Below are 20,149 nucleotides of genomic sequence, written 5' to 3'. Positions count from 1 at the left end.
ACAAGGCCTCCTCCTTCATTAAAAGTAAATAGCTAGTACTAATTTAGCATTTTTTACAAAAGTTTTCCACAGAAAGAAAAGAAAAATATTTTTTATAACAATTATCCACATTATCCAGAAGGAAAAAAAAGAAGAAAATCACAGAGAGGAAAAAAAGATATCCACAAGAGTAATCAACAGGTGGATAACTGCTGGATAAGTAACGATTTCCCCAGCATGTTGTGGATAAAAAATGTAATAAGGACAATAGATACAGAAATTAATACACAGAAAATAAAGAATTTGTGGATTTCTTATTTTCAGCTGTTTATTCTGTGTAAAAACTGAGGTCAAAATGCTGTGGAAAACTTTTGTGCATAACTTTATCCACATTGAAAACACAGAGAGAAAAATACCTATTGTGGATAAAACGAAGAATTATTTTATAGATAAAAGCTTTTTTTATATTGACAAATCCCCTATGTACTCGTTATACTATCAAAGTATGTCTGTGTTTAATTCATGTACATGTAGATAAGAATTTCTGGAGGTGGAACAAGATGAAAAGAACATACCAACCAAATAAACGTAAACGTCAAAAAGTTCACGGATTCCGTAAACGTATGAGTACTAAAAATGGACGTCGTGTTTTAGCTAGCCGTCGTCGTAAAGGAAGAAAAGTTCTTTCAGCTTAGACCACTGGGGTTACAGTGGTTTTTTTTATGCCCTTTTTTAGGGGAAAGGGTGAAAGACTTATAGTAAATATGGTATGATTGGGAACGTAAGTGAGAGATAGAAAAGGAAAGAAAACGAATGAGAAAAGCGTATCGAGTGAAAAAAGAACGAGAGTTCCAAGCGGTGTTTCAAACTGGCGCTTCCTTTGCTAACCGTAAGTTTGTCGTGTACCGCTTAGAAAAGAACGAGCAACCGCATTTTCGTGTTGGCTTATCTGTAGGTAAGAAAGTCGGAAACGCTGTATGTCGCAATGAAGTAAAACGAAAGATCCGTGCAGCGATTTATTCATTAAAAGAAGAGATCGAGCCGGAATTAGATTTTATTGTGATTGCTAGACCAAGCATTAAAGGATTGACTTACGATGAGATTCGCTCCAACTTAGTCCACGTCTTAAAGCTTGCAAAAATAATCGACAGAGAGGAAAAGAGTAAGTGAAGAAATACAAACGTTTACTTTTGATGGCCGGGCTTGTCGGTCTGATCATCGTCTTATCCGGTTGTGGAACTGGAGAAGTCAGCGCACAAAGTACAGGAATTTGGGATCGCTACATTGTTTATTATTTTGCAGAAGCGATTAAAGCATTGTCATTTGGGAATGTCGGCATCGGGATCATCTTATTCACGATCATCATTCGAGTGATTTTATTACCATTGATGCATTTCCAAACAAAAAGCATGCGTAAGACCCAAGAACTTCAACCAAAACTAAAAGCGATCCAACAAGAATATAGTTCAAAAGACCCTGAAACACAAAGCAAGTTAAGAGAAGCACAACAACGATTATATGCCGAAAATGGTGTGAATCCTTATGCGGGATGTCTTCCATTATTAGTACAAATGCCAATCTTGATGGCTTTGTGGCAATCGATCTCTCGTGTTCCTGAGTTAAGTCAAGGTCACTTCTTATGGTTGAACTTAGGGAACTCTGACCCAACCTTTATTTTACCAGTCTTGGCTGCGATCTTTACTTTTGCAAGTACGTATCTATCAAGTATGAGCCAAGTAGAATCGAATGCTTCCTTGAAAGTCATGAACTTTGCGATGCCAGTGATGATCTTAGTTATGGGTGTCAACTTAGCCAGTGGTCTTTCATTATACTGGGTAGTATCCAATGCTTTCCAAGTGTTCCAAACACTATTGATCAATAATCCATTTAAAATCAAACGTGAGCGCGAAGAAGAAGCGCAACGCATCCGTGAAAAAGAACGCGCATTGCGTAAAGCACAAAATCCTAAGAAAAAACGTAAAAAATAAGGGAGGGAATGCAAATGCCGATTTATGAAGCTGCAACCGTAGATGAAGCTGTTGAAATTGGATTGAATGAATTAGGACTAGCAAAAGAGCAAGTCGCTATTGAGATACTTGATGAAGGAAAAAAAGGATTTCTCGGAATGGGAAAAAGAAATGCCAAACTTTCAATCGAACCGAATATCAGCGAGGCTGTATCTGAAACGATTGAAGAAACCGTAGAAGAAGTATTGGAAGAAACATCTGTTCAAACAGAAATTACGGATGAAATCGAACCTGAGGAATCGATTGAAGAGAAAAGTGAATTAGGTGACGAAGCAGCTTTATCGGAATTAGCAACCTATCTCACGGAGATCTCCCAACAACTGAATGCGCCAGCTGTAGTAAAAATGACAAGAGAAGCAAATTCGATCGTTTTCCATCTAGAAACGGATAAACAAGGTTTGTTGATCGGTAAACATGGAAAAACGCTGAATGCCTTACAATATTTAGCACAAGTGTTTATTCACCGAGTTGCCGGTAACAAATTATCCGTAGTGGTAAATGTTGGAAATTATCGCGAGAAAAGACAAGAAATCATTCAACGTCTAGCTGAGCGTACGGCAGAAAAAGTCTTACGTACAGGACAACCCGTGTTTTTAGAACCAATGCCCGCCTTTGAGCGTAAACAGATCCATGCGGCGTTAAGTAAACATGAAGGAGTGCAAACTCACTCAGAAGGTGATGAACCATATCGTTACTTAGTTGTCGAGCCAGTCAGATAACTACTACGCATCAAATGATTCGAAATCGTACGATCAGATTGACAAACTTTTTCAAACAAAGTATATTTTATTAGAAATCATTCTTATCGGAGTATACGATGGTAGTCTTTACTTTGGTAGAAAAAACGTGCAGAGCATTCGCTCTGCACGTTTTTTTGTTGATCAGCCAATCGTTGTTTGAACAAATTGGATCACGGTACCATAGGCAAAAAGCTCAATGACCTGTTTTCCATCTCGCGATTTTTGCTGATACTCAAAGTGGCAATTGATGACAGCATTTGCGCCATAATCTAACACTTTCTTTTTCAATTTCTGTTTCGTCGTTAAAAACATATCATCACTATTGAATGTAGGATCGAATAAGTCCGCTTCAATACATTCCGCGACAAATACGATGTCTCTGACGATATATTTTTGATTGATATTCCCCGTTGATAGTACGACTTCATTGATCCTTGGATCATCTATCCCGTCCACTGCACTTGGTTTAAATTGGGCCATATTTTTTGCTCCTTTCGGTAAAGAAAAAGTATGTAGATACCGTTACAATTTAAGTGTAACGTTTTTTGGAACAAAGATAAAGATATAAGAGTAGATTTACTTCTATAGCGCGTTATCTAATGAATACATCTAACCAAAACAATCTTGCGCAGAAAAAGTTTAAGAATGAGTAATCACTCTCGTAAAAATAGACAAAAAAGCTTGATTACTAGAAATAGATATGATAGTCTATGACCAGAATTTAAACAGAACAAGCAGTCAAAGTGCGAAGTTCACCATTTATTGCAAAGGGTGAAGTGGGCACTTTTTTTGTGCGTAAAATGAAAAAGGAAGTGAAAAAATGGCTGAAATAACCTTAGAATTTGATACGATCGCAGCAATCTCTACGCCACCTGGTGAAGGAGCGATAAGCATTGTGCGTTTAAGCGGTGATCAAGCGCTAACCATCGCCAATAAAGTCTATCAAAACGGCAATAAGCAGTTGTTGGATGTTCCTAGTCATACGATTCACTATGGGCATATCGTTGATCCCAAAAGTGAACAATTAGTGGATGAAGTGATGGTATCTGTGATGCGCGCACCAAAAACGTTCACCCGTGAAGATGTCGTGGAAATCAATTGTCATGGTGGAATCGTCGTCGTCAATCAAATTTTACAGCTTCTATTAAGAGAAGGTGCACGTTTAGCAGAACCAGGAGAATTTACGAAACGCGCATTTCTAAATGGCCGTGTTGATTTGTCTCAAGCAGAGGCAGTCATGGATTTGATCCGTGCAAAAACAGATAAGGCGATGGGCGTGGCATTGAACCAATTAGACGGAAACCTTTCTGCGCTGATCCGTTCTCTTCGACAAGAGATTTTAGAAACATTGGCACAAGTCGAAGTGAATATCGATTACCCTGAATATGATGATGTCGAAGAATTGACAACAAAACTTCTATTAGAAAAAGCACAGATGATCCAACAACGTATTGAAGTTCTTTTAGCGACTTCACAACAAGGGAAGGTTTTACGAGAAGGGTTAAGCACAGCTATCATTGGTCGCCCAAACGTTGGGAAATCAAGCTTATTGAACCATTTATTACGTGAAGAAAAAGCGATCGTGACGGATATTGCGGGAACGACAAGAGATGTGATCGAAGAATACGTCAATGTTCGCGGCGTACCATTGAAGTTGATCGATACAGCAGGTATTCGGGAAACAGAAGATATCGTCGAACAAATCGGTGTCGCCCGCAGCCGTAAAGCTTTAGCTGAATCTGAATTGATCTTACTTGTCTTGAATCAAAGCGAGCCATTAACGATTGAAGATGAACAGTTATTGGAAGCAACAAAAGGCTTGAAACGGATCATTTTATTGAATAAAACAGATTTACCGAAACAACTAGAGGAAGAAAAGCTTGCCTCATTAATTGAAGATGAGCCGGTATTCGCTGTATCGGTTGCTAAGAATGAAGGATTAGATCGATTAGAAACAGCAATTTCTGAGTTGTTTTTCGGTGGGCAAACGGGAGAAAGAGATGCAACTTATGTATCCAACACACGACATATTGCCTTACTAGAAAAAGCGGCTATTTCGTTACAAGAAGTAATCGCGGGAATCGATGCAGGAATGCCCGTCGACCTAGTCCAAATGGATATGACACGATGCTGGGATTACCTCGGTGAAGTCGTAGGAGATAGTGTCCAAGATGAATTGATCACACAATTGTTCAGTCAATTCTGTCTCGGAAAATAATAAAGGAGGAACAGTTCTTGAATCATTATCAAGCAGAAGAATATGATGTGATCGTTGTCGGAGCAGGACATGCTGGTTCAGAAGCCGCTTTGGCTGCTGCACGCATGGGGTCAAAAACGTTACTGTTAACGATCAATTTAGACATGGTGGCATTTATGCCATGTAACCCTTCCGTCGGCGGTCCAGCCAAAGGTGTTGTTGTTCGTGAGATCGACGCACTAGGTGGTGAAATGGGTAAAAACATTGATAAAACATACATTCAAATGAGAATGTTAAACACTGGAAAAGGCCCTGCTGTCCGAGCATTACGTGCGCAAGCAGACAAGCACGCCTATGCCAATGAAATGAAACATACGATTGAAAAAGAAGAGAATTTGACATTAAGACAAGGAATCGTTGAAGAATTGATCGTTGAAGATGGTGTTTGTCGTGGTGTAGTAACTTCAACAGGAGCGAGTTATCGTTCAAAAGCAGTCGTTATCACTGCGGGTACAGCATTGCGTGGGGAGATCATCATCGGTGAATTAAAATATTCATCCGGTCCCAATAACTCACAACCATCGATTGGTTTAGCGAATCACTTAAAAGAATTAGGTTTTGCGATTGATCGTTTTAAAACTGGGACTCCGCCACGTGTGAAATCAAGTACGATCGATTACTCTGTCACAGAAGAACAACCTGGTGACAAGGAGCCAAATCATTTTAGTTTTGCGACACCAGACAGTGCCTATAACTTAAACCAAGAACCATGTTGGTTAACTTATACTGGTGAAACGACCCATCAAATCATTCGTGACAATCTTCATCGTGCACCAATGTTTACAGGAATCGTTGAAGGTGTCGGTGCGCGTTACTGCCCGTCAATCGAAGATAAAATCGTTCGTTTTGCGGATAAACCACGTCATCAATTATTTTTAGAACCAGAAGGATTGAATACGGAAGAAGTTTATGTCCAAGGGCTTTCAACTTCACTTCCAGAAGATGTCCAAGTGGATATGCTGCATTCGATTGCTGGCTTAGAAAAAGCAGAAATGATGCGTACAGGCTATGCTATCGAGTACGATGTCGTTGAACCACATCAGTTACGTCCTACATTAGAAACCAAAGTCGTAGAGAACCTTTACACAGCTGGCCAAACAAATGGCACAAGCGGGTACGAAGAAGCGGCAGGACAAGGATTGATTGCAGGAATCAATGCGGCATTGAAAGTCCAAGGCAAAGAGCCATTAGTTATCAAACGAAGCGATGGCTATATCGGTGTCATGATCGATGATTTAGTGACAAAAGGAACGAATGAACCGTACCGTTTACTGACATCTCGGGCAGAATATCGTTTACTTCTTCGTCATGACAACGCTGACCTACGCTTAACGGAAATGGGTCACCACATTGGTTTGGTAAAAGAAGAGCAGTACGCCGCTTATTTGAAAAAGAAAGCAGCAGTAGAACAAGAAATCAAACGATTGATGAACGTTCGGATCAAACCAACAGAAGAAGTTCAAGCCTTTTTAGCAAGCTTGAATGCTGCTCCATTAAAAGATGGCGTATTAGCCAGTGACTTCTTGCGTCGTCCGGAAATCTCTTATGCAGATCTCTTACGATTCATTCCTGAAAATGAGGAATTAACACGCAAAGAAATCGAGCAAGTCGAAATCCAATTGAAATACGAAGGCTATATCAAAAAAGCATTAGAAAAAGTAGAAAAACTAAAACGGATGGAAGCAAAACGCATCCCAGAAAATATTGATTATGCTGCGATCAACGGATTAGCAACTGAAGCAAAACAAAAACTTCAAAAAATCCGTCCAGAAACCATCGCCCAAGCAAGCCGCATCAGCGGTGTCAATCCAGCAGATCTAAGCATCTTGATGGTGTATATTGAACAAGGGAAGATTGCGAAAGTGCAGGCTTAAAGCATTGATACGAAAGGACTCATGTTAAAAAATGAGTCCTTTTAGTATACGCTGACTCCGTTTTTGACTCCGCCTATCAAGCGTTCATATAAGAATCGAATAATTGGACTGTCTCCTCTTGTCGATTTGTCGATACTTGGATATAGATATCCATGGTTGTTTTGGATGAAGAATGTCCGAGTCTATTCTGTACATCTTTTACTTGTGCACCCGCTTCAAATAGCAAGGTGGCATGAGTCTTTCTAAAACCGTGAACTTTGATTATTTTCATATCAGGGAACTTCCTAGCTACTTTACTCATTACATGATTAGGGTAGCCCTTATAGAGGAAGTCCCTTTTTTTATTTGCTTTAATAGTGCTGATAACAGGTACATCATCCATATTATCGATTCTGATACCTCTAGAGAGATTTTTTTTTATGACGGTACGTTTCCACTTCTTAAGTATGGTCAAAGTCCCGTCGTCTATTGTGATTATTCTCTTAGATGACTCTGTCTTCGTAGGATTGATACATAGAGAGCCATCAGATAGCTCTACTAGCGTTTTATTGAACTGCACAGTCTTTTTATCAAAGTCGATGTCTTTCCATGTCAGCCCAAGTATTTCCCCCTTCCTAGCTCCTGTATAAGCAGCTAGTCTAAAAAATGCTAGAGCACGATCATCTTTCAGCTCTTGCAAGCAATCAAAGAATTGTCGAAGCTCTTCTTTCGTGTAAAACTCCGCTTCGATCTCAGCAGAGTCATGATTAGACCTAGGTGTAATGGTACGTTCCATGGGATTGGTCTTGATCACACCAATCAATATACCGTAGTTGAATACCTGTGAAGTGTAACTCTTTATTTTCTGGTAAGAATGATACTTCATTGACCATTCAGTTAGTATTTTTTGACATGTAGCAGGAGTGATAGCCTCTAACTTCATTTTTCCAAAAGAGGGAAGGATTTGGTTCGTGAAGTGATTCTTGATCCGTTGCTCTGTTGTGTTTCGAATATTTTTAACGTGTTGGCTCATCCATAGATCATATAACTCATAGAACGTCTTGATAGAGTGTTGACATATTCCATTAGATTCGATTTCTAACTGGAATCGAGACAAGTCTAAAGAGGCTTCTTTTTTTGTTTTGAATCCTCTACGTGTCGTTCGTTTTTCTTTACCTGTCATCGGGTCTTTGCCCATGTAAACTTTGTAAAGCCAAGCTGTGGTGCCATCGCTTTTTTTGTATTGTTGTATAGTTGGCATTGTAATTCCTCCTTGAAGAAGCCATAGAAGCCCGCTGAGAGCTTATTGGCTATAAAGGAAAATCATTGCATCCCACCTTTCAAATTAATCTTCTAAATAATTACGAATTGATTTCAATAAAGAATCTATGCCTTTGTGTGATAAACTTTTCTTTTTTATTTTTGATAATGAACTTTTTAGATCATCAGGTAGTTCTACTATGTCTTGTTTGGATAACGCATCTTCCATGGTCAACATAAAAGAGTCAAAAACGTGCTTTAATTGTGAGTAGATTAATAAATTTCTTCTAGCATAGTCGTTAACCACTTGCTTGACTATATCTGTTCTTGTTTCTGTCGTAGCCTTCTCGTATCGTTCAAATAAACTTACATTGTTTGCACAGTGGTTCGTGTAAAAACTCTTTAACTGAGTGTAGATTGAAGAGTCTATTGTTGATAAAGACAATATATATTCTTCTATATCTCCGTATACAATCCATTCCACAGTTGTTTTACCTAAAAGAGCAATCCATTCAAGACTATCATCGCTAGGAAATCTTTTTCCTGTTTCCCAGTTATAAACCGCTACTTTGGTTGTTCCAATCAATTGACCAAATTGTTCCATCGTACAATCGAAATTTTCACGTATAGCTTTGATTCTCTTACCGATAGCAGATTTGTCAAAGAAATAATATTTGTGTTCTTTCATATTCATCACCTGTATTTACGATAGCATATTACTGTTTACTTTGTAAACAATATTTTTTTGACATGAATTTTTTTATGTTATATAATATTTTCAATAAATAAGGGTTTAGGTGAGACAGATTAGGGCTATTGACAAAAAACAATAGCCCTATTTTTGTGCGTTTTTTTATAAAAAATAGGCTTGCGTAGTAAACCGGATGAGTATATTATGTTGGCATGGAAGTTGTTCTTTTAATTGGTTTTTAGGAGGTTTTTTTATGGAGTTGTTAGTAAACACTGACGGGCTGTTAGAGGAAATGAAAAAAGAGATAAGCATTATATTTGAATCATGGAATCAAGATAGTTCTCGGTATAGAGAGTATTTGACTACGGAGGAGACTAAAGCTTATTTAGGGGGGATATCTACTAATAGCTTGACTAAGCTAAGAAGAAAAGGTTTAAAACGGGTTACTATAGATGGTTTATGTCTTTATAAAAAAACTGATATCATTCAGTTTTTAGATGAAAATAAGTATTAGGTAACTGATGAATCAACCATTTATAATTGATCAAATGAATATGTTTTCTTAAAAACAAAATAAGGGCTTTTAAGACCTTGGGGCTATGCGCCCCAAACCCCCACAATCTTTCAGATTGACCGAGGGAGGGGCAGAGCCCCTCCTGAGTATAATAGTTTTTTGATATATGTATATAAATTAAATATTTAACTAGGTATTTATCTCATAGTTTAATACCAGAAGTGATATTTATATATGTATGAAGTTACTAAATTAAATATTGTTCTTATTATTTATTGACCTTTTCATAATTACTAGGGGCGAAAAAACATAAAAACAGACAGAAAGTAGGTAAAAAAATGAAAAAAAATATTACTAAGATAGATACAAGACGATTCCAAGATATCATTTGGAAAATAAAGAAGACAAAAAAAGGTAAGTGGGTTCTCAAACATCTTATTTCACTTTTTCTCCCATATCAACGTTGGGACAGAGAGACTATAAAGGCGGAATTTGATTATAGTTTATTCTATGAGTTAAACAATGGAAAAAAGCGGTATAGTACTTTAAGTTACGGACTTTCTTATGAGGACTTTCTTTTAAAGGATTGTTCAGAAAGTGAACTTGAAATAAAAAGAATCTTATCAAATTCGCAACGTGCAACAAAAGACAGGTTTTTCGAAATGGAACTTAACATGAAAAGGCGAAGTCAAAAAGATCGAGAAAAGGAATTTGAAAAAAGATATGGCAATTTATCAATTGAGATGCAAGAATGGATTAAAAAAAATCATTTATCTAGTATAAGTAGATATGAGGAGAGACTGTCTACAGTTAGTACACCAGACAATGTATCAATCTGTGTTCTTTCTGACAATGTATCTAGTCACCAAAGAAATATAGAAATGAGAGAGGACATTATGAATGGATTAAATATAAAAGACATTATACTTCTAACAGATATAGTAACAATGGTACCAGAAAAAATCGCAAAAAAACAAGGTATAAAACTGGAGTCAGCCAACAGACAAATTGCTCGATTGCATAATAAAGTCATCAATATACTAAAAGAAAGTGCTTAACATTTCGTAGTAAGCTCTTTCTTTAAGCAAATTCATTTCGTTCAAATTCTTGCTTTTTTAATAATTTCATATAATCAATTGTTCTCTCTCTATCATGGGGGCTGAGCGATCGATACAAGGTCACAAAGTCTTCCTCCGTTTCAATCATCTCTTCATCTAGAAAATGGCTTACAGGGGTTCCTAGGGCTCTAGAAAGAGCTGTTAAGCTATCAAGGTTAGGTTCTGTTACAGAATTTTCCCATCTTGCTACTGCCTGTTGTGTAGAGAAGATTTTTTCAGCTAATTCTTTTTGTGTCCACCCAAGAGCTTTTCGTTTCTCTTTAATGACTTTTGCATATTGTTTCTGTTTCATTAAGACACCCCCTCTTCTCAGTAGATTACAACAAGTTGTTGTATTTGTAATGACATTTGAAGTTTTTATATATTTTATGAGTTGAAATACATCATGTTGTTGTATATAATAAAACAGGAGGGGAGAATCATGAAAAAAGTAAGTAATCTCAGCCGATACAGAAAAGAAAAAGGCTTTTCTCAAATTGAGTTAGCCAAAAAAATGAATGTTACACAGCAATGTGTAAGTTCGTGGCAAACAGGGAGAACGATTCCTAAACCCTATCAAATGAAAATGCTTTCTGAGATATTAAGTGTACCAATGAATGAGCTGTTTTCTGATGTATTTAATAAAGTAAATAGTTAACTAATAAACAATTGAATGTTTTTAGGAGGAGAAGACATGTATTGTAGAAAATGTGGCAAAGAAATAACAGATGAAAGTAAGTATTGCCAGTTTTGCGGAGCACTACAAGAAACAGATGAGACAACCGGAGCAGACGCAGTAAAGAAAAGTACTGAGCAGACAATTAATGAAATGAAGGAACAAATCGTACATGGACAAGAGACAGGGAAGCTGTATTTGATTATTGGTTGGATTTCTATGGTAGTATCGTTAGCATTTATTCCTGTTGTATTTGGTGCTGTTGCTGTTATTATGGGCTACTTATATCGAGAAAAAGATGAGAAAATGGGTACGATTTTGATGATAGCAGGGGTAGCTGGAGCAATCTTTGGTGTACTTTTAGGGATGTCAATGTACTGATAAGAGGGATAAGAGCAAATTATTTTGGAGATAGGAGATAAAAAGTTGAATAAAGTAAATATGAACAAGAAGTTTGTCATTATAGGTATCGTTGTCTTGGCTATTATAGGTATCATTTTTTCAAAAATGACAGGTACATCAGGATTAGAGAAGTCATCGAAACCATTGGTAACACAGATTTTACAAGAACAGTACAGTTTAAATCGGACATGTGATGATGTGACAATCACTCATGAAAATGGAGATAACACATACCGGGCTAAAGCTATATTAGACAATGGAAGTGCTATTAATATAAATATAGAATACTACCCAAAGAAAGACCGTGTTTATGTAGAGATACCATATACTGAGGTGTTAATGTTAAATTGATTTAAATATATTATGCATACCGTCCAAACGGGAACTCCTAAAGGTGTAAGCTTACTAAGGAGTTTTTTTGATTCCCTGTAAATAATAGTTTAATTATTATTGGGAAAATCTTTACATTAGTCACTGTTATAACAGCAGTATATAGGAGGAAAAATGAAAAAGAAAAAATTATTATGGATTTGTTTGGCAATTTTATTGATGATTGGAGGAATTGAGATATTTACCACATATAGATTAAAAACGAATCAGCCTAAACAATATGTATCAGACATGTTAAATATTATTGAAGAAATAGACTCAGAAATGAAAGCTTTCTCAAAAACTTCTATGGATTTGGGAGAAAGATATGATTTTAAGGGTTTTATGGAAGATAAAATGGACGAGGTATCAAGTAGGGAAATTCCAGAAGGCACACCTAAAGCTGTTAGGGACACCAAAGATACTCTTCTTGAAGCGATTGATAACGTGAACACAGCTTTACTAACTAATGATGTAAAATTATTGGAACAAGGCCAGCTTTATTTTAGTATGGCTCAAGCCATATATATAGAGTTTTTAGATGGAAATATAAAAGAGAAGCCACTTAATGAAAAACTTAATTCATTTGTAGAAACATACACAGCTATACCACCTACTTGGAAACTTGTAAATGAAGATAAAGGAATCACGATAAATACTGATACAGAGATTTCTACAGATGCTCAATCTTTATCAGATTTATTAGCTAATCTAACAGGTATCAGTAATGCAGTGACAGAGCAAGTTGGTAAAGATATTCCACTTAGGTTACTTGAAAATGGGAAAAAAGATTATTCTGTGGTATTTAAGAACGGACAGGTAACTGATTACAACGAAGTATTTAAAAAAGTTATTGAATAATGATTCTTCCATCTTTTTCATTCATTTACCCTACCCCGTTGTTATATGACCGTACTTATACATCTCCAGTAGCTTAGGATAAGCTACTGGGGGTATTTTTTTTTCGGATTTGGAGCCCGACTATATTTATTTGTATCTGAAATGAAACGGAGATAGTTTCATTAAACGTTGATATATAAGTGTTTTAGACTGTTTCAGGTAGTGATTTTAGTGAAAAAATTTTTAAGAAATTTGTATATTTTATACTACTAGACAGTACTGTTTTTTATGAAAAAATCATATGTAATTGTTTCATATGTATCTGAAATGGTTCTAAAGATAACTATGTAGAAATATAAAAAATAAGTTAACGATCAGTCTAAGTTATATCAAACAACGTTAGACTCCTTTCACGTAGTTTATTAGCAAGAATAAGTTTTTTTCTTTTTCTAAAAGGGAGTGTGCTAAAATAAGAGGGTATATAGCAACTTTAAATAGGAGATAGGAGTGTATCTTTTGGGTGCAGAATTAAATCAGAAGTTATTTAGTGCGGCAGATAATCTCCGTAGTAAAATGGATGCGTCAGAATATAAAAATTATTTATTGGGGCTGATTTTCTATAAATATTTATCCGACCGTTTGCTGGAACAAGTGGTTCTTTTAGCAGATGAATCCTTAGAGGAATATGACACAGTAAGCAAACAAACAATGTTGTATCGTGAATTACTTTCAGATGAAGAATCAAAAGAAGATCTGATTGCTACAATCGTTGATATTTTGGGATATGCGATTGCACCAGAGTATCTTTTCAACGTCTTAGCGGATCAAGCAAAACAAGCAACGTTCCAATTGAACGATCTAAACAAAGCCTTTGTGCAATTGGCATCTACCTACAATCAATTTAATGGGTTATTTGATGATGTGGATCTCCAATCAAAAAAACTAGGAACAGATGAGCAACAACGAAATGTGACGATTACCGAAGTGATCAAGAAATTGAATGACGTGGAAGTTTTAGGTCACGATGGGGATGTGATCGGGGATGCGTATGAATTTCTGATCAGTCAATTTGCTTCAGAAGCAGGGAAGAAAGCCGGAGAATTTTATACACCTCACATGGTTTCTGATATGATGGCACAAATCGTGACACTAGATCAAAAAGAACGCCCTTTCTTTAGTGTCTTTGACCCAACCATGGGTTCAGGTTCCTTGATGTTAAATGTACGTAACTACTTAATTCATCCAGATAACGTTAAATATCATGGGCAAGAACTAAATACAACGACATACAATCTAGCAAAAATGAACTTGATTTTACATGGGGTAGATGCCGAAGAAATGAATCTCCGCAATGGGGATACGTTGAATAAGGACTGGCCAACAGATGAACCTTACACATTTGATGCAGTAGTGATGAATCCACCTTATTCGGCTAATTGGTCAGCAGATACGACCTTCTTAGATGATTCTCGGTTTAATCGCTACGGGAAATTAGCGCCAAAATCCAAAGCAGATTTTGCGTTTCTTCTTCACGGTTTCTATCATTTGAAGGAAACAGGGACCATGGCTATCGTCTTGCCACACGGAGTTTTATTTCGTGGCGCTGCAGAAGGGGTCATTCGTCAAAAATTATTAGAAGACGGCAGTATTTATGCTGTGATTGGTATGCCTGCGAACTTGTTCTTTGGTACATCGATTCCCACGACGGTGATTGTATTGAAAAAGAACCGCCAAACTCGAGATGTATTATTCATTGACGCTAGTCGAGAATTTGTCAAAGGGAAAAATCAAAACAAACTATCGGAAGAAAACATTCAAAAAATCCTCGAAACCTACGCTGAAAGAAAAGATGTCGAGAAATACGCTCATTTGGCAACCTTTGATGAAATCAAAGAAAATGACTATAACTTAAATATCCCACGCTATGTAGATACGTTTGAGGAAGAAGAACTAATTGATATGGTTCATGTCGGAAATGACATCAAGAAGATACGACAAGAACAGCAAGTGCTAGAAAAAGAACTTTTAGAAGCGATCTCTTCCCTGCAAACAACACCTGAAAATGAAGAGTGGTTGCAAAGTGCACTGGAGGTGTTCAAACATGAGCAATGATGCACAACCAGAAATCCGTTTTCCTGGATTTACGGAAGATTGGGAACAGCGTAAGTTGGGAACTTGTGTAAAATTTTTGAATGGCAAAGCATATAAACAACAGGAATTACTTGATGTTGGTAAATATAGAGTCTTAAGAGTTGGAAATTTCAATACTAATGACAAGTGGTATTATTCAAATCTAGAACTGGATGAAAACAAATATGCTAATTCAGGAGATCTATTATATCTTTGGGCTACTAGTTTTGGGCCTGAAATTTGGAATGAAGAAAAAGTAATCTATCATTATCATATATGGAAACTTGAAGTTACTGATAATTCGATTGATAAACACTATTTATATACATGGTTACTTACTGATAAAGAAAGAATAAAACAAAGTACTAATGGTTCCACAATGATTCATATTACTAAGGGAAGTATGGAGGAAAGGGAATTTCAATTTCCAATTGATATAACAGAACAACAAAAAATCGGCTCTTTCTTCAAACAACTCGACGACACAATCGCTCTGCATCAACGTAAGTTAGATTTGCTGAAGGAAACGAAAAAAGGATTCTTACAAAAAATGTTCCCTAAAAACGGAGCAAAAGTGCCAGAAATTCGTTTTCCTTGTTTTACGGGAGATTGGGAAGAGCGTAAGTTGAACGAGGTTTCAGATATTTATGATGGAACGCACCAAACTCCGAAGTATCAGGATGATGGTGTGATGTTCCTAAGCGTTGAAAACATTAAGACTCTGACTTCAAATAAATTCATTTCTCGTGGTGCCTTTGAATCTGAATTCAAAATCAGGCCACAAAAAGGTGATGTTTTGATGACACGAATTGGTGACATTGGTACTGCGAATGTTGTGGAATCAGATGAAGACCTTGCTTATTACGTGAGTTTAGCGTTGTTCAAGTCTGAAAAGTTGGATCCGTACTTCTTGCAGGCAAGCATTCATGCACCATTTGTTCAAGACCAAATTTGGAAACGCACATTGCATATTGCATTTCCAAAGAAAATTAACAAGAACGAAATTGGTCAAGTACCGATCAGTATTCCAAAATTTGAAGAACAACAAAAAATCGGCACTTTCTTCAAACAACTCGACGACACAATCGCTCTGCATCAACGTAAGTTAGATTTACTAAAAGAAACGAAAAAAGGATTCTTGCAAAAGATGTTTGTTTAGGGAGGGAAGATAAATGAAAATTAGTCACCGTGAGGAAGCGGAAGTCGAAGAACAGTTGATTCGTGTACTTGGGGAAGGGCATAATCAGTGGACGTATCGTCCGGATCTAAAATCAGAAGAAGATCTTTGGGTCAATTTACGTCAAAAAATTATCTCAAATAATCAAGCAGAACTGAATGATTCTCCTTTGACCGATAAAGAGTTTGAAACGATCAAAACGGAATTATTACTGCGAACAAAAACCCCATTCGATGCTGCGAAATGGTTAAAAGGTGAAAATGGGATGGCTCGGATTACGATTGAACGAGAAGATCCACAATTGGGTTCTGTCTCACTTATCCTTTATTCCAATCAAGACATTGGTGGAGGAATCTCTACTTATGAAGTGGTTCATCAAATTGCAAAACGTGGAAGTAACATAGAAGCACGGGATCGACGTTTTGACGTCACCTTATTGATCAATGGATTACCGATTGTCCAAATCGAATTGAAACAAGTAACTGCAAAAGATGGGGTTTATCAGGCATTTAACCAAATCAAAAAATATGCAGAAGAAGGCATGTTTCGAAACAATATCTTTTCGACTTTACAGTTGTTTGTTGTGTCCAATGAACAAACGACCCGGTATTTTGCAAATGCCTTACCAAAGGATTTGCATCCTAAGTTTTTATTTAGTTGGCGAACGAAAGATAATAAAAAGGTAGAAAACTTATATGAGTTTTGTAAACAAGTGTTAAATATCCCGGATGCCCATCGCTTGATTGCGGATTATACGATTGTCAGTGAAGATCAAGACAATAAAACCCTCATGGTGTTACATCCTTATCAAGTGCATGCGATTCAAGCCTTGTTTATTGCCGCAAATAAACATCAATCAGGGTATGTGTGGCATGCGACTGGTTCAGGAAAGACATTGACAAGTTTTGTATCTACTAAGCTTTTGGCACGAAAATCGGGGATCGATCGAACGATCATGTTAGTGGACCGCAAAGATTTAGATAATCAAACCACCACAGAGTTTACAAAATTTGCTTCGGAATTTAATACGGGGATTTCTTCTGGGAACGCCAAAGCGAATAGCTTGATCGTTGGAACAGGAAGTGCCAAAGAATTAAGTGAAACCCTGTTGGCAGATGCTAATGCAAATGTTGTGATCATTACAACCCGTCAAAAGCTAGATGCGGCGTTGAAATATGCAAAGAAACAAGAAGAGAAAAAAGGAACCAATCGCTTCCAAAAATTAATGGGGCAACATATCGTGTTTGTAGTCGATGAGTGTCATCGAGCGTTAAGTGCTGAAAATATGGAAGAAATCAAAAAAATGTTTCCGAAGTCCACTTGGTTTGGCTTTACAGGTACGCCGATTTTCCCTGAGAATCGGAAACAAGCCAAAGGGCAATTGGCACGTACAACCCATGATCAGTATGGAGAAGTCTTGCATACCTATACCATCAAGAATGCATTAGAAGATGGCTCTGTCTTAGGATTTCAAGTAGAGCATGAAAATACCGTTGAGCCGACTTCATTAGAGAATAAAATCTATCGGAAATTAAAAGAAGTAGAAACATATGCAGAGTATTCACCGGAACAGATCAATCGTATGATCGATCAAATGGAGCCTGTCAAAAAAGAAAGTTATTTGGACCCTGCTGTTTTTGAAGCAGATGAACATATCCAAAAAGTCATCCATAAAATGTTCCGTCCAGATAATGCCTATACAAAATTTGATTTTCGAAATGGCCGTCCAACGAAATCTGCAATCTTAACCACGAGTTCCATTGACATGGCCAAAAAGTATTATCGGGCCATCAGAGAGATGACGAAAGAGCCTGATTGGTTAACAAAAGAGTTTCCCAATCAGCCCATTCGTGAAGGACGAACGATGGAGGATCCTGATTTCCCAAGGATCGCTATTACCTATTCATTAGAAGAAAATAGCCAAGATTCAAGTGTTCAACAAGAAGAAATGCAAAAAATTATTGAGGAATATAATCAGTATTATGATACTGCCTGGTCATTAGCAGACATTGAGCGTTATAACGGAGACATCAATAATCGTTTGGCACGAAAAAGAGCGGAATTCAAACAATTTGGGAAACAAATCGATTTAGTGATTGTAGTGGATCGTCTATTAACGGGTTTTGACGCCCCTACGATTCAAACCCTATTTGTGGATCGTAATCTAGAGTATGCAGGATTGATCCAAGCTTTTTCACGTACGAACCGTACGTATCCAGAAAAAACAAAAGGACTAATTGTTACTTTCCGAAAGCCAGCGACAATGGAGAAGAATGTCGAGGATGCGACAAAGCTGTATTCAGAAGCAAAAGAAGAATCGGGTTTGATTTATCCAAGTTATCAGGAATCAAAAAAAAGATTCAAGCAAGCATATGGTAAGTTAAAGGAGGTTTCATCAATGGAATCCATTGATGAACATACGCCACTTGAAATCCGTATCGAGTACGTCAAAGCATTTCAAGAATTGAATCGTGCGTATGAATCGTTAGTGACTTATGACGATTACAATGATGACATGGTGAAATCTCCAACTTTGAATAATCAAATTCAACTTTTGGAAGAACAAATTGGCGTGTACGAGACCGTGAAGGGTTCATTAATAGAGGAAGAGCCAGAAAAAGAGGGAGAAGATTTTTCAACGATCGAATTTTATAGTGAAAATACCACTAAGTTGTATGATATTGATTCTACTTATATTGATCAATTACTAGGAACTTATGCTGCGAATAGTTCAGATGCACGAGAAGAAATTGAAAAAGCTTTGGCTAAATTGAATAAAACAGAAGGAGTCAAAGAAGTTTACCGACAAATTTTAAATGCATTTGATGTGGGGACTTTAGATAGTAATGAAGATATCTTTGTCATTAAACGTCGCTATTTTACACAAGTGAGTGATGATTTGATTCATGCCTTTTCCAATGAGTGGTTTGTTTCTGAGAAAGAATTACATGCTTCTAATCTGCAATATCTACCAGGTGAAGATCCAATCCCTAATATGAAAGCAATTATCAATAGTAAGGATTACGAAGAATATAAAGCTAAGCATCCAGAAGCGAAGCCATTTAAATACCCACAAGAAATGAAGCGAGCATGGCGTAAAATGTTAGATGATGAGTTGATTCCTCTTGAAAATGAATTGAGATAAACGAGAAGAGTTAAGAAAATTGTACGATTCAAAGATGGTAGTAAAGTGGAAGTGTAGAAGATAGGGATAGATGTCTTTTATTTGTTCACATTTTATAACGAAGTATTTAAGACAGCTATTGAATAATGTTTCCTCCACCTTTTTCATTCATTTACCCCACCCCGTTGTTATATGACCGTGTTTCGAGAGGAACCAATAAAAAGCATAGGCTAACTAGGGGTTCCTTTTTCTTTTGTTTTTTTGGAATCCGCTTAAGTGAAATGTATCTGAAATGAAACGGAGAAAAAGTGATTTTTTGCTGTAATGACAAGGTTTTAGCTGTTTCAGATACCATGTAGCCAAAAATAGTTTATTGAGAAAATAGGAGAGTATTTGATACTAACTAGTAGGAAAAAATGAGATAAAAAGTAAATGGAATCATTTCAGGTAATCTCAAATAAAAAAATATACAGTCCTGTGGCACTTTACCTATGGGACTGTATATTTTTTACTCTCAGCGGGCTTGTTTTGACTCCGTGTCTGACTCCGTCGTATTGATTTTAAATGATATTCAATGACCATTTAACAGGTCATTTTTGAAATTTTTGTCTCTATATGACTCAGTTTGATACTTATTGATAGATCAATTTGGGTCTATATTGAACAAGGGAAGATTGCGAAAGTAGAAGCGTAAAGCAGTGATACGTTAAGAATTCATGATACTAAATGAATTCTTAACGTGTAGACTGGCTCGATTTCTCAGCTATTCATGTAAAGAATGTTCTAGTCTATCTTTTACATCTTTTACTTATGAACTAGCCTCAAAGATCAAGGTAGCGTGGGTATTTCTAAAGCCATGGACTTTGATTATTTTCATATTTAGGGAACTTCCTAGCTACCTTTTCAGGGTAGCCTTTGTAGAGGAAGTTCCTTTTTATTGCATTTTCACACTTCTGTTAACTGTGAATGAGCTAATTGGGTATATTTTTATGAGTTTTTAGATACGCCTTAAT

19 protein-coding genes and 1 pseudogene are annotated in these 20,149 nt (G+C 36.7%); 15 read left to right on the top strand and 5 right to left on the bottom strand.

The features are described from left to right. Positions 1–539 precede the first annotated feature (539 nt). The 4 genes from rpmH (at position 540) to jag (ending at position 2,725) form a co-directional block, all read left to right on the top strand. Entirely contained in the window at positions 540–674 is a 135-nt protein-coding gene (gene rpmH / locus IGL24_RS15375) for a 50S ribosomal protein L34 (protein WP_002293121.1), read from the top strand. A gap of 118 nt (positions 675–792) precedes the next feature. Then, positions 793–1,149 (top strand): ribonuclease P protein component, encoded by a 357-nt coding sequence (rnpA, locus tag IGL24_RS15370; RefSeq protein WP_206856683.1) that lies wholly within the window; start codon positions 793–795, stop codon positions 1,147–1,149. Continuing rightward, the gene (locus tag IGL24_RS15365) at positions 1,146–1,967 is read left to right on the top strand and encodes a membrane protein insertase YidC (protein WP_206856684.1); all 822 of its coding nucleotides are present in this window, start codon (positions 1,146–1,148) and stop codon (positions 1,965–1,967) included. Before rnpA ends, IGL24_RS15365 begins: the two co-directional genes overlap by 4 nt. Positions 1,968–1,981: 14 nt before the next feature. Beyond that, positions 1,982–2,725, top strand: coding sequence for an RNA-binding cell elongation regulator Jag/EloR (gene jag / locus IGL24_RS15360; protein ID WP_206856685.1), 744 nt, complete (start codon positions 1,982–1,984; stop codon positions 2,723–2,725). A 162-nt stretch (positions 2,726–2,887) separates the two neighbouring features. Here the strand turns inward: jag and IGL24_RS15355 are convergent, their stop codons facing one another. Further along, a complete protein-coding gene (locus IGL24_RS15355; protein ID WP_206856686.1) occupies positions 2,888–3,226 on the bottom strand; it encodes a heavy metal-binding domain-containing protein in 339 nt (112 codons plus the stop codon). A 340-nt stretch (positions 3,227–3,566) separates the two neighbouring features. Here IGL24_RS15355 and mnmE point away from each other — a divergent pair, with 340 nt between their 5' ends. Further along, positions 3,567–4,964, top strand: a complete 1,398-nt coding sequence (gene mnmE / locus IGL24_RS15350) for a tRNA uridine-5-carboxymethylaminomethyl(34) synthesis GTPase MnmE (RefSeq protein ID WP_207699742.1) — start codon at positions 3,567–3,569, stop codon at positions 4,962–4,964. Between the two features lie 17 nt (positions 4,965–4,981). Next, positions 4,982–6,877, top strand: a complete 1,896-nt coding sequence (gene mnmG, locus IGL24_RS15345; protein ID WP_207699743.1) for a tRNA uridine-5-carboxymethylaminomethyl(34) synthesis enzyme MnmG — start codon at positions 4,982–4,984, stop codon at positions 6,875–6,877. 76 nt (positions 6,878–6,953) lie between these two features. Here the strand turns inward: mnmG and IGL24_RS15340 are convergent, their stop codons facing one another. After that, positions 6,954–8,117: a site-specific integrase gene (locus tag IGL24_RS15340; protein WP_065095544.1), complete on the bottom strand. Its 1,164-nt coding sequence runs from the start codon at positions 8,115–8,117 to the stop codon at positions 6,954–6,956. 84 nt (positions 8,118–8,201) lie between these two features. Next, positions 8,202–8,804 (bottom strand): helix-turn-helix domain-containing protein, encoded by a 603-nt coding sequence (locus IGL24_RS15335; protein ID WP_231112518.1) that lies wholly within the window; start codon positions 8,802–8,804, stop codon positions 8,202–8,204. A gap of 256 nt (positions 8,805–9,060) precedes the next feature. Between IGL24_RS15335 and IGL24_RS15330 the strand changes: the two genes are divergently transcribed. Together IGL24_RS15330 and IGL24_RS15325 are read left to right on the top strand one after the other, a co-directional pair. Then, positions 9,061–9,321, top strand: coding sequence for a helix-turn-helix domain-containing protein (locus tag IGL24_RS15330; protein WP_002341121.1), 261 nt, complete (start codon positions 9,061–9,063; stop codon positions 9,319–9,321). A gap of 338 nt (positions 9,322–9,659) precedes the next feature. Further along, positions 9,660–10,379 (top strand): hypothetical protein, encoded by a 720-nt coding sequence (locus IGL24_RS15325; protein WP_174094914.1) that lies wholly within the window; start codon positions 9,660–9,662, stop codon positions 10,377–10,379. A gap of 22 nt (positions 10,380–10,401) precedes the next feature. On the opposite strand, the gene IGL24_RS15320 is transcribed toward IGL24_RS15325, so the two are convergent. Next, positions 10,402–10,731 carry a helix-turn-helix domain-containing protein gene (locus tag IGL24_RS15320; RefSeq protein ID WP_002392633.1) on the bottom strand — a complete coding sequence of 110 codons (330 nt, stop codon included), beginning with the start codon at positions 10,729–10,731 and terminating at the stop codon, positions 10,402–10,404. Between the two features lie 129 nt (positions 10,732–10,860). Between IGL24_RS15320 and IGL24_RS15315 the strand changes: the two genes are divergently transcribed. From IGL24_RS15315 to IGL24_RS15285, 7 genes are all read left to right on the top strand, one after another. Further along, positions 10,861–11,076 carry a helix-turn-helix transcriptional regulator gene (locus tag IGL24_RS15315; RefSeq protein ID WP_002301910.1) on the top strand — a complete coding sequence of 72 codons (216 nt, stop codon included), beginning with the start codon at positions 10,861–10,863 and terminating at the stop codon, positions 11,074–11,076. A 36-nt stretch (positions 11,077–11,112) separates the two neighbouring features. Continuing rightward, positions 11,113–11,475, top strand: coding sequence for a zinc ribbon domain-containing protein (locus tag IGL24_RS15310; RefSeq protein ID WP_002324258.1), 363 nt, complete (start codon positions 11,113–11,115; stop codon positions 11,473–11,475). Positions 11,476–11,520: 45 nt separating this feature from the next. Then, the gene (locus tag IGL24_RS15305) at positions 11,521–11,847 is read left to right on the top strand and encodes a hypothetical protein (protein WP_010783646.1); all 327 of its coding nucleotides are present in this window, start codon (positions 11,521–11,523) and stop codon (positions 11,845–11,847) included. A gap of 153 nt (positions 11,848–12,000) precedes the next feature. Further along, positions 12,001–12,726, top strand: coding sequence for a hypothetical protein (locus tag IGL24_RS15300; RefSeq protein ID WP_065095857.1), 726 nt, complete (start codon positions 12,001–12,003; stop codon positions 12,724–12,726). Between the two features lie 495 nt (positions 12,727–13,221). Continuing rightward, on the top strand, positions 13,222–14,817 hold the full coding sequence (locus tag IGL24_RS15295; RefSeq protein ID WP_174094915.1) for a type I restriction-modification system subunit M: 1,596 nt from the start codon (positions 13,222–13,224) through the stop codon (positions 14,815–14,817). Further along, entirely contained in the window at positions 14,807–15,994 is a 1,188-nt protein-coding gene (locus IGL24_RS15290) for a restriction endonuclease subunit S (protein ID WP_429968513.1), read from the top strand. Before IGL24_RS15295 ends, IGL24_RS15290 begins: the two co-directional genes overlap by 11 nt. A gap of 13 nt (positions 15,995–16,007) precedes the next feature. After that, positions 16,008–19,157, top strand: coding sequence for a type I restriction endonuclease subunit R (locus IGL24_RS15285; protein WP_429968512.1), 3,150 nt, complete (start codon positions 16,008–16,010; stop codon positions 19,155–19,157). Positions 19,158–19,947: 790 nt separating this feature from the next. Here IGL24_RS15285 and IGL24_RS15280 read toward each other — a convergent pair. Then, a pseudogene (locus IGL24_RS15280) lies at positions 19,948–20,071 on the bottom strand (site-specific integrase); the annotation flags it as partial. Positions 20,072–20,149: the final 78 nt, after the last annotated feature.

Origin of the sequence: Enterococcus sp. DIV2371, assembly GCF_050498525.1 — a bacterium.
Classification (GTDB): Bacteria; Bacillota; Bacilli; order Lactobacillales; family Enterococcaceae; genus Enterococcus_B; species Enterococcus_B mangumiae.
Note: the sequence above shows the minus strand (reverse complement) of the source record. Positions and strands in the feature narration are given on the sequence as shown.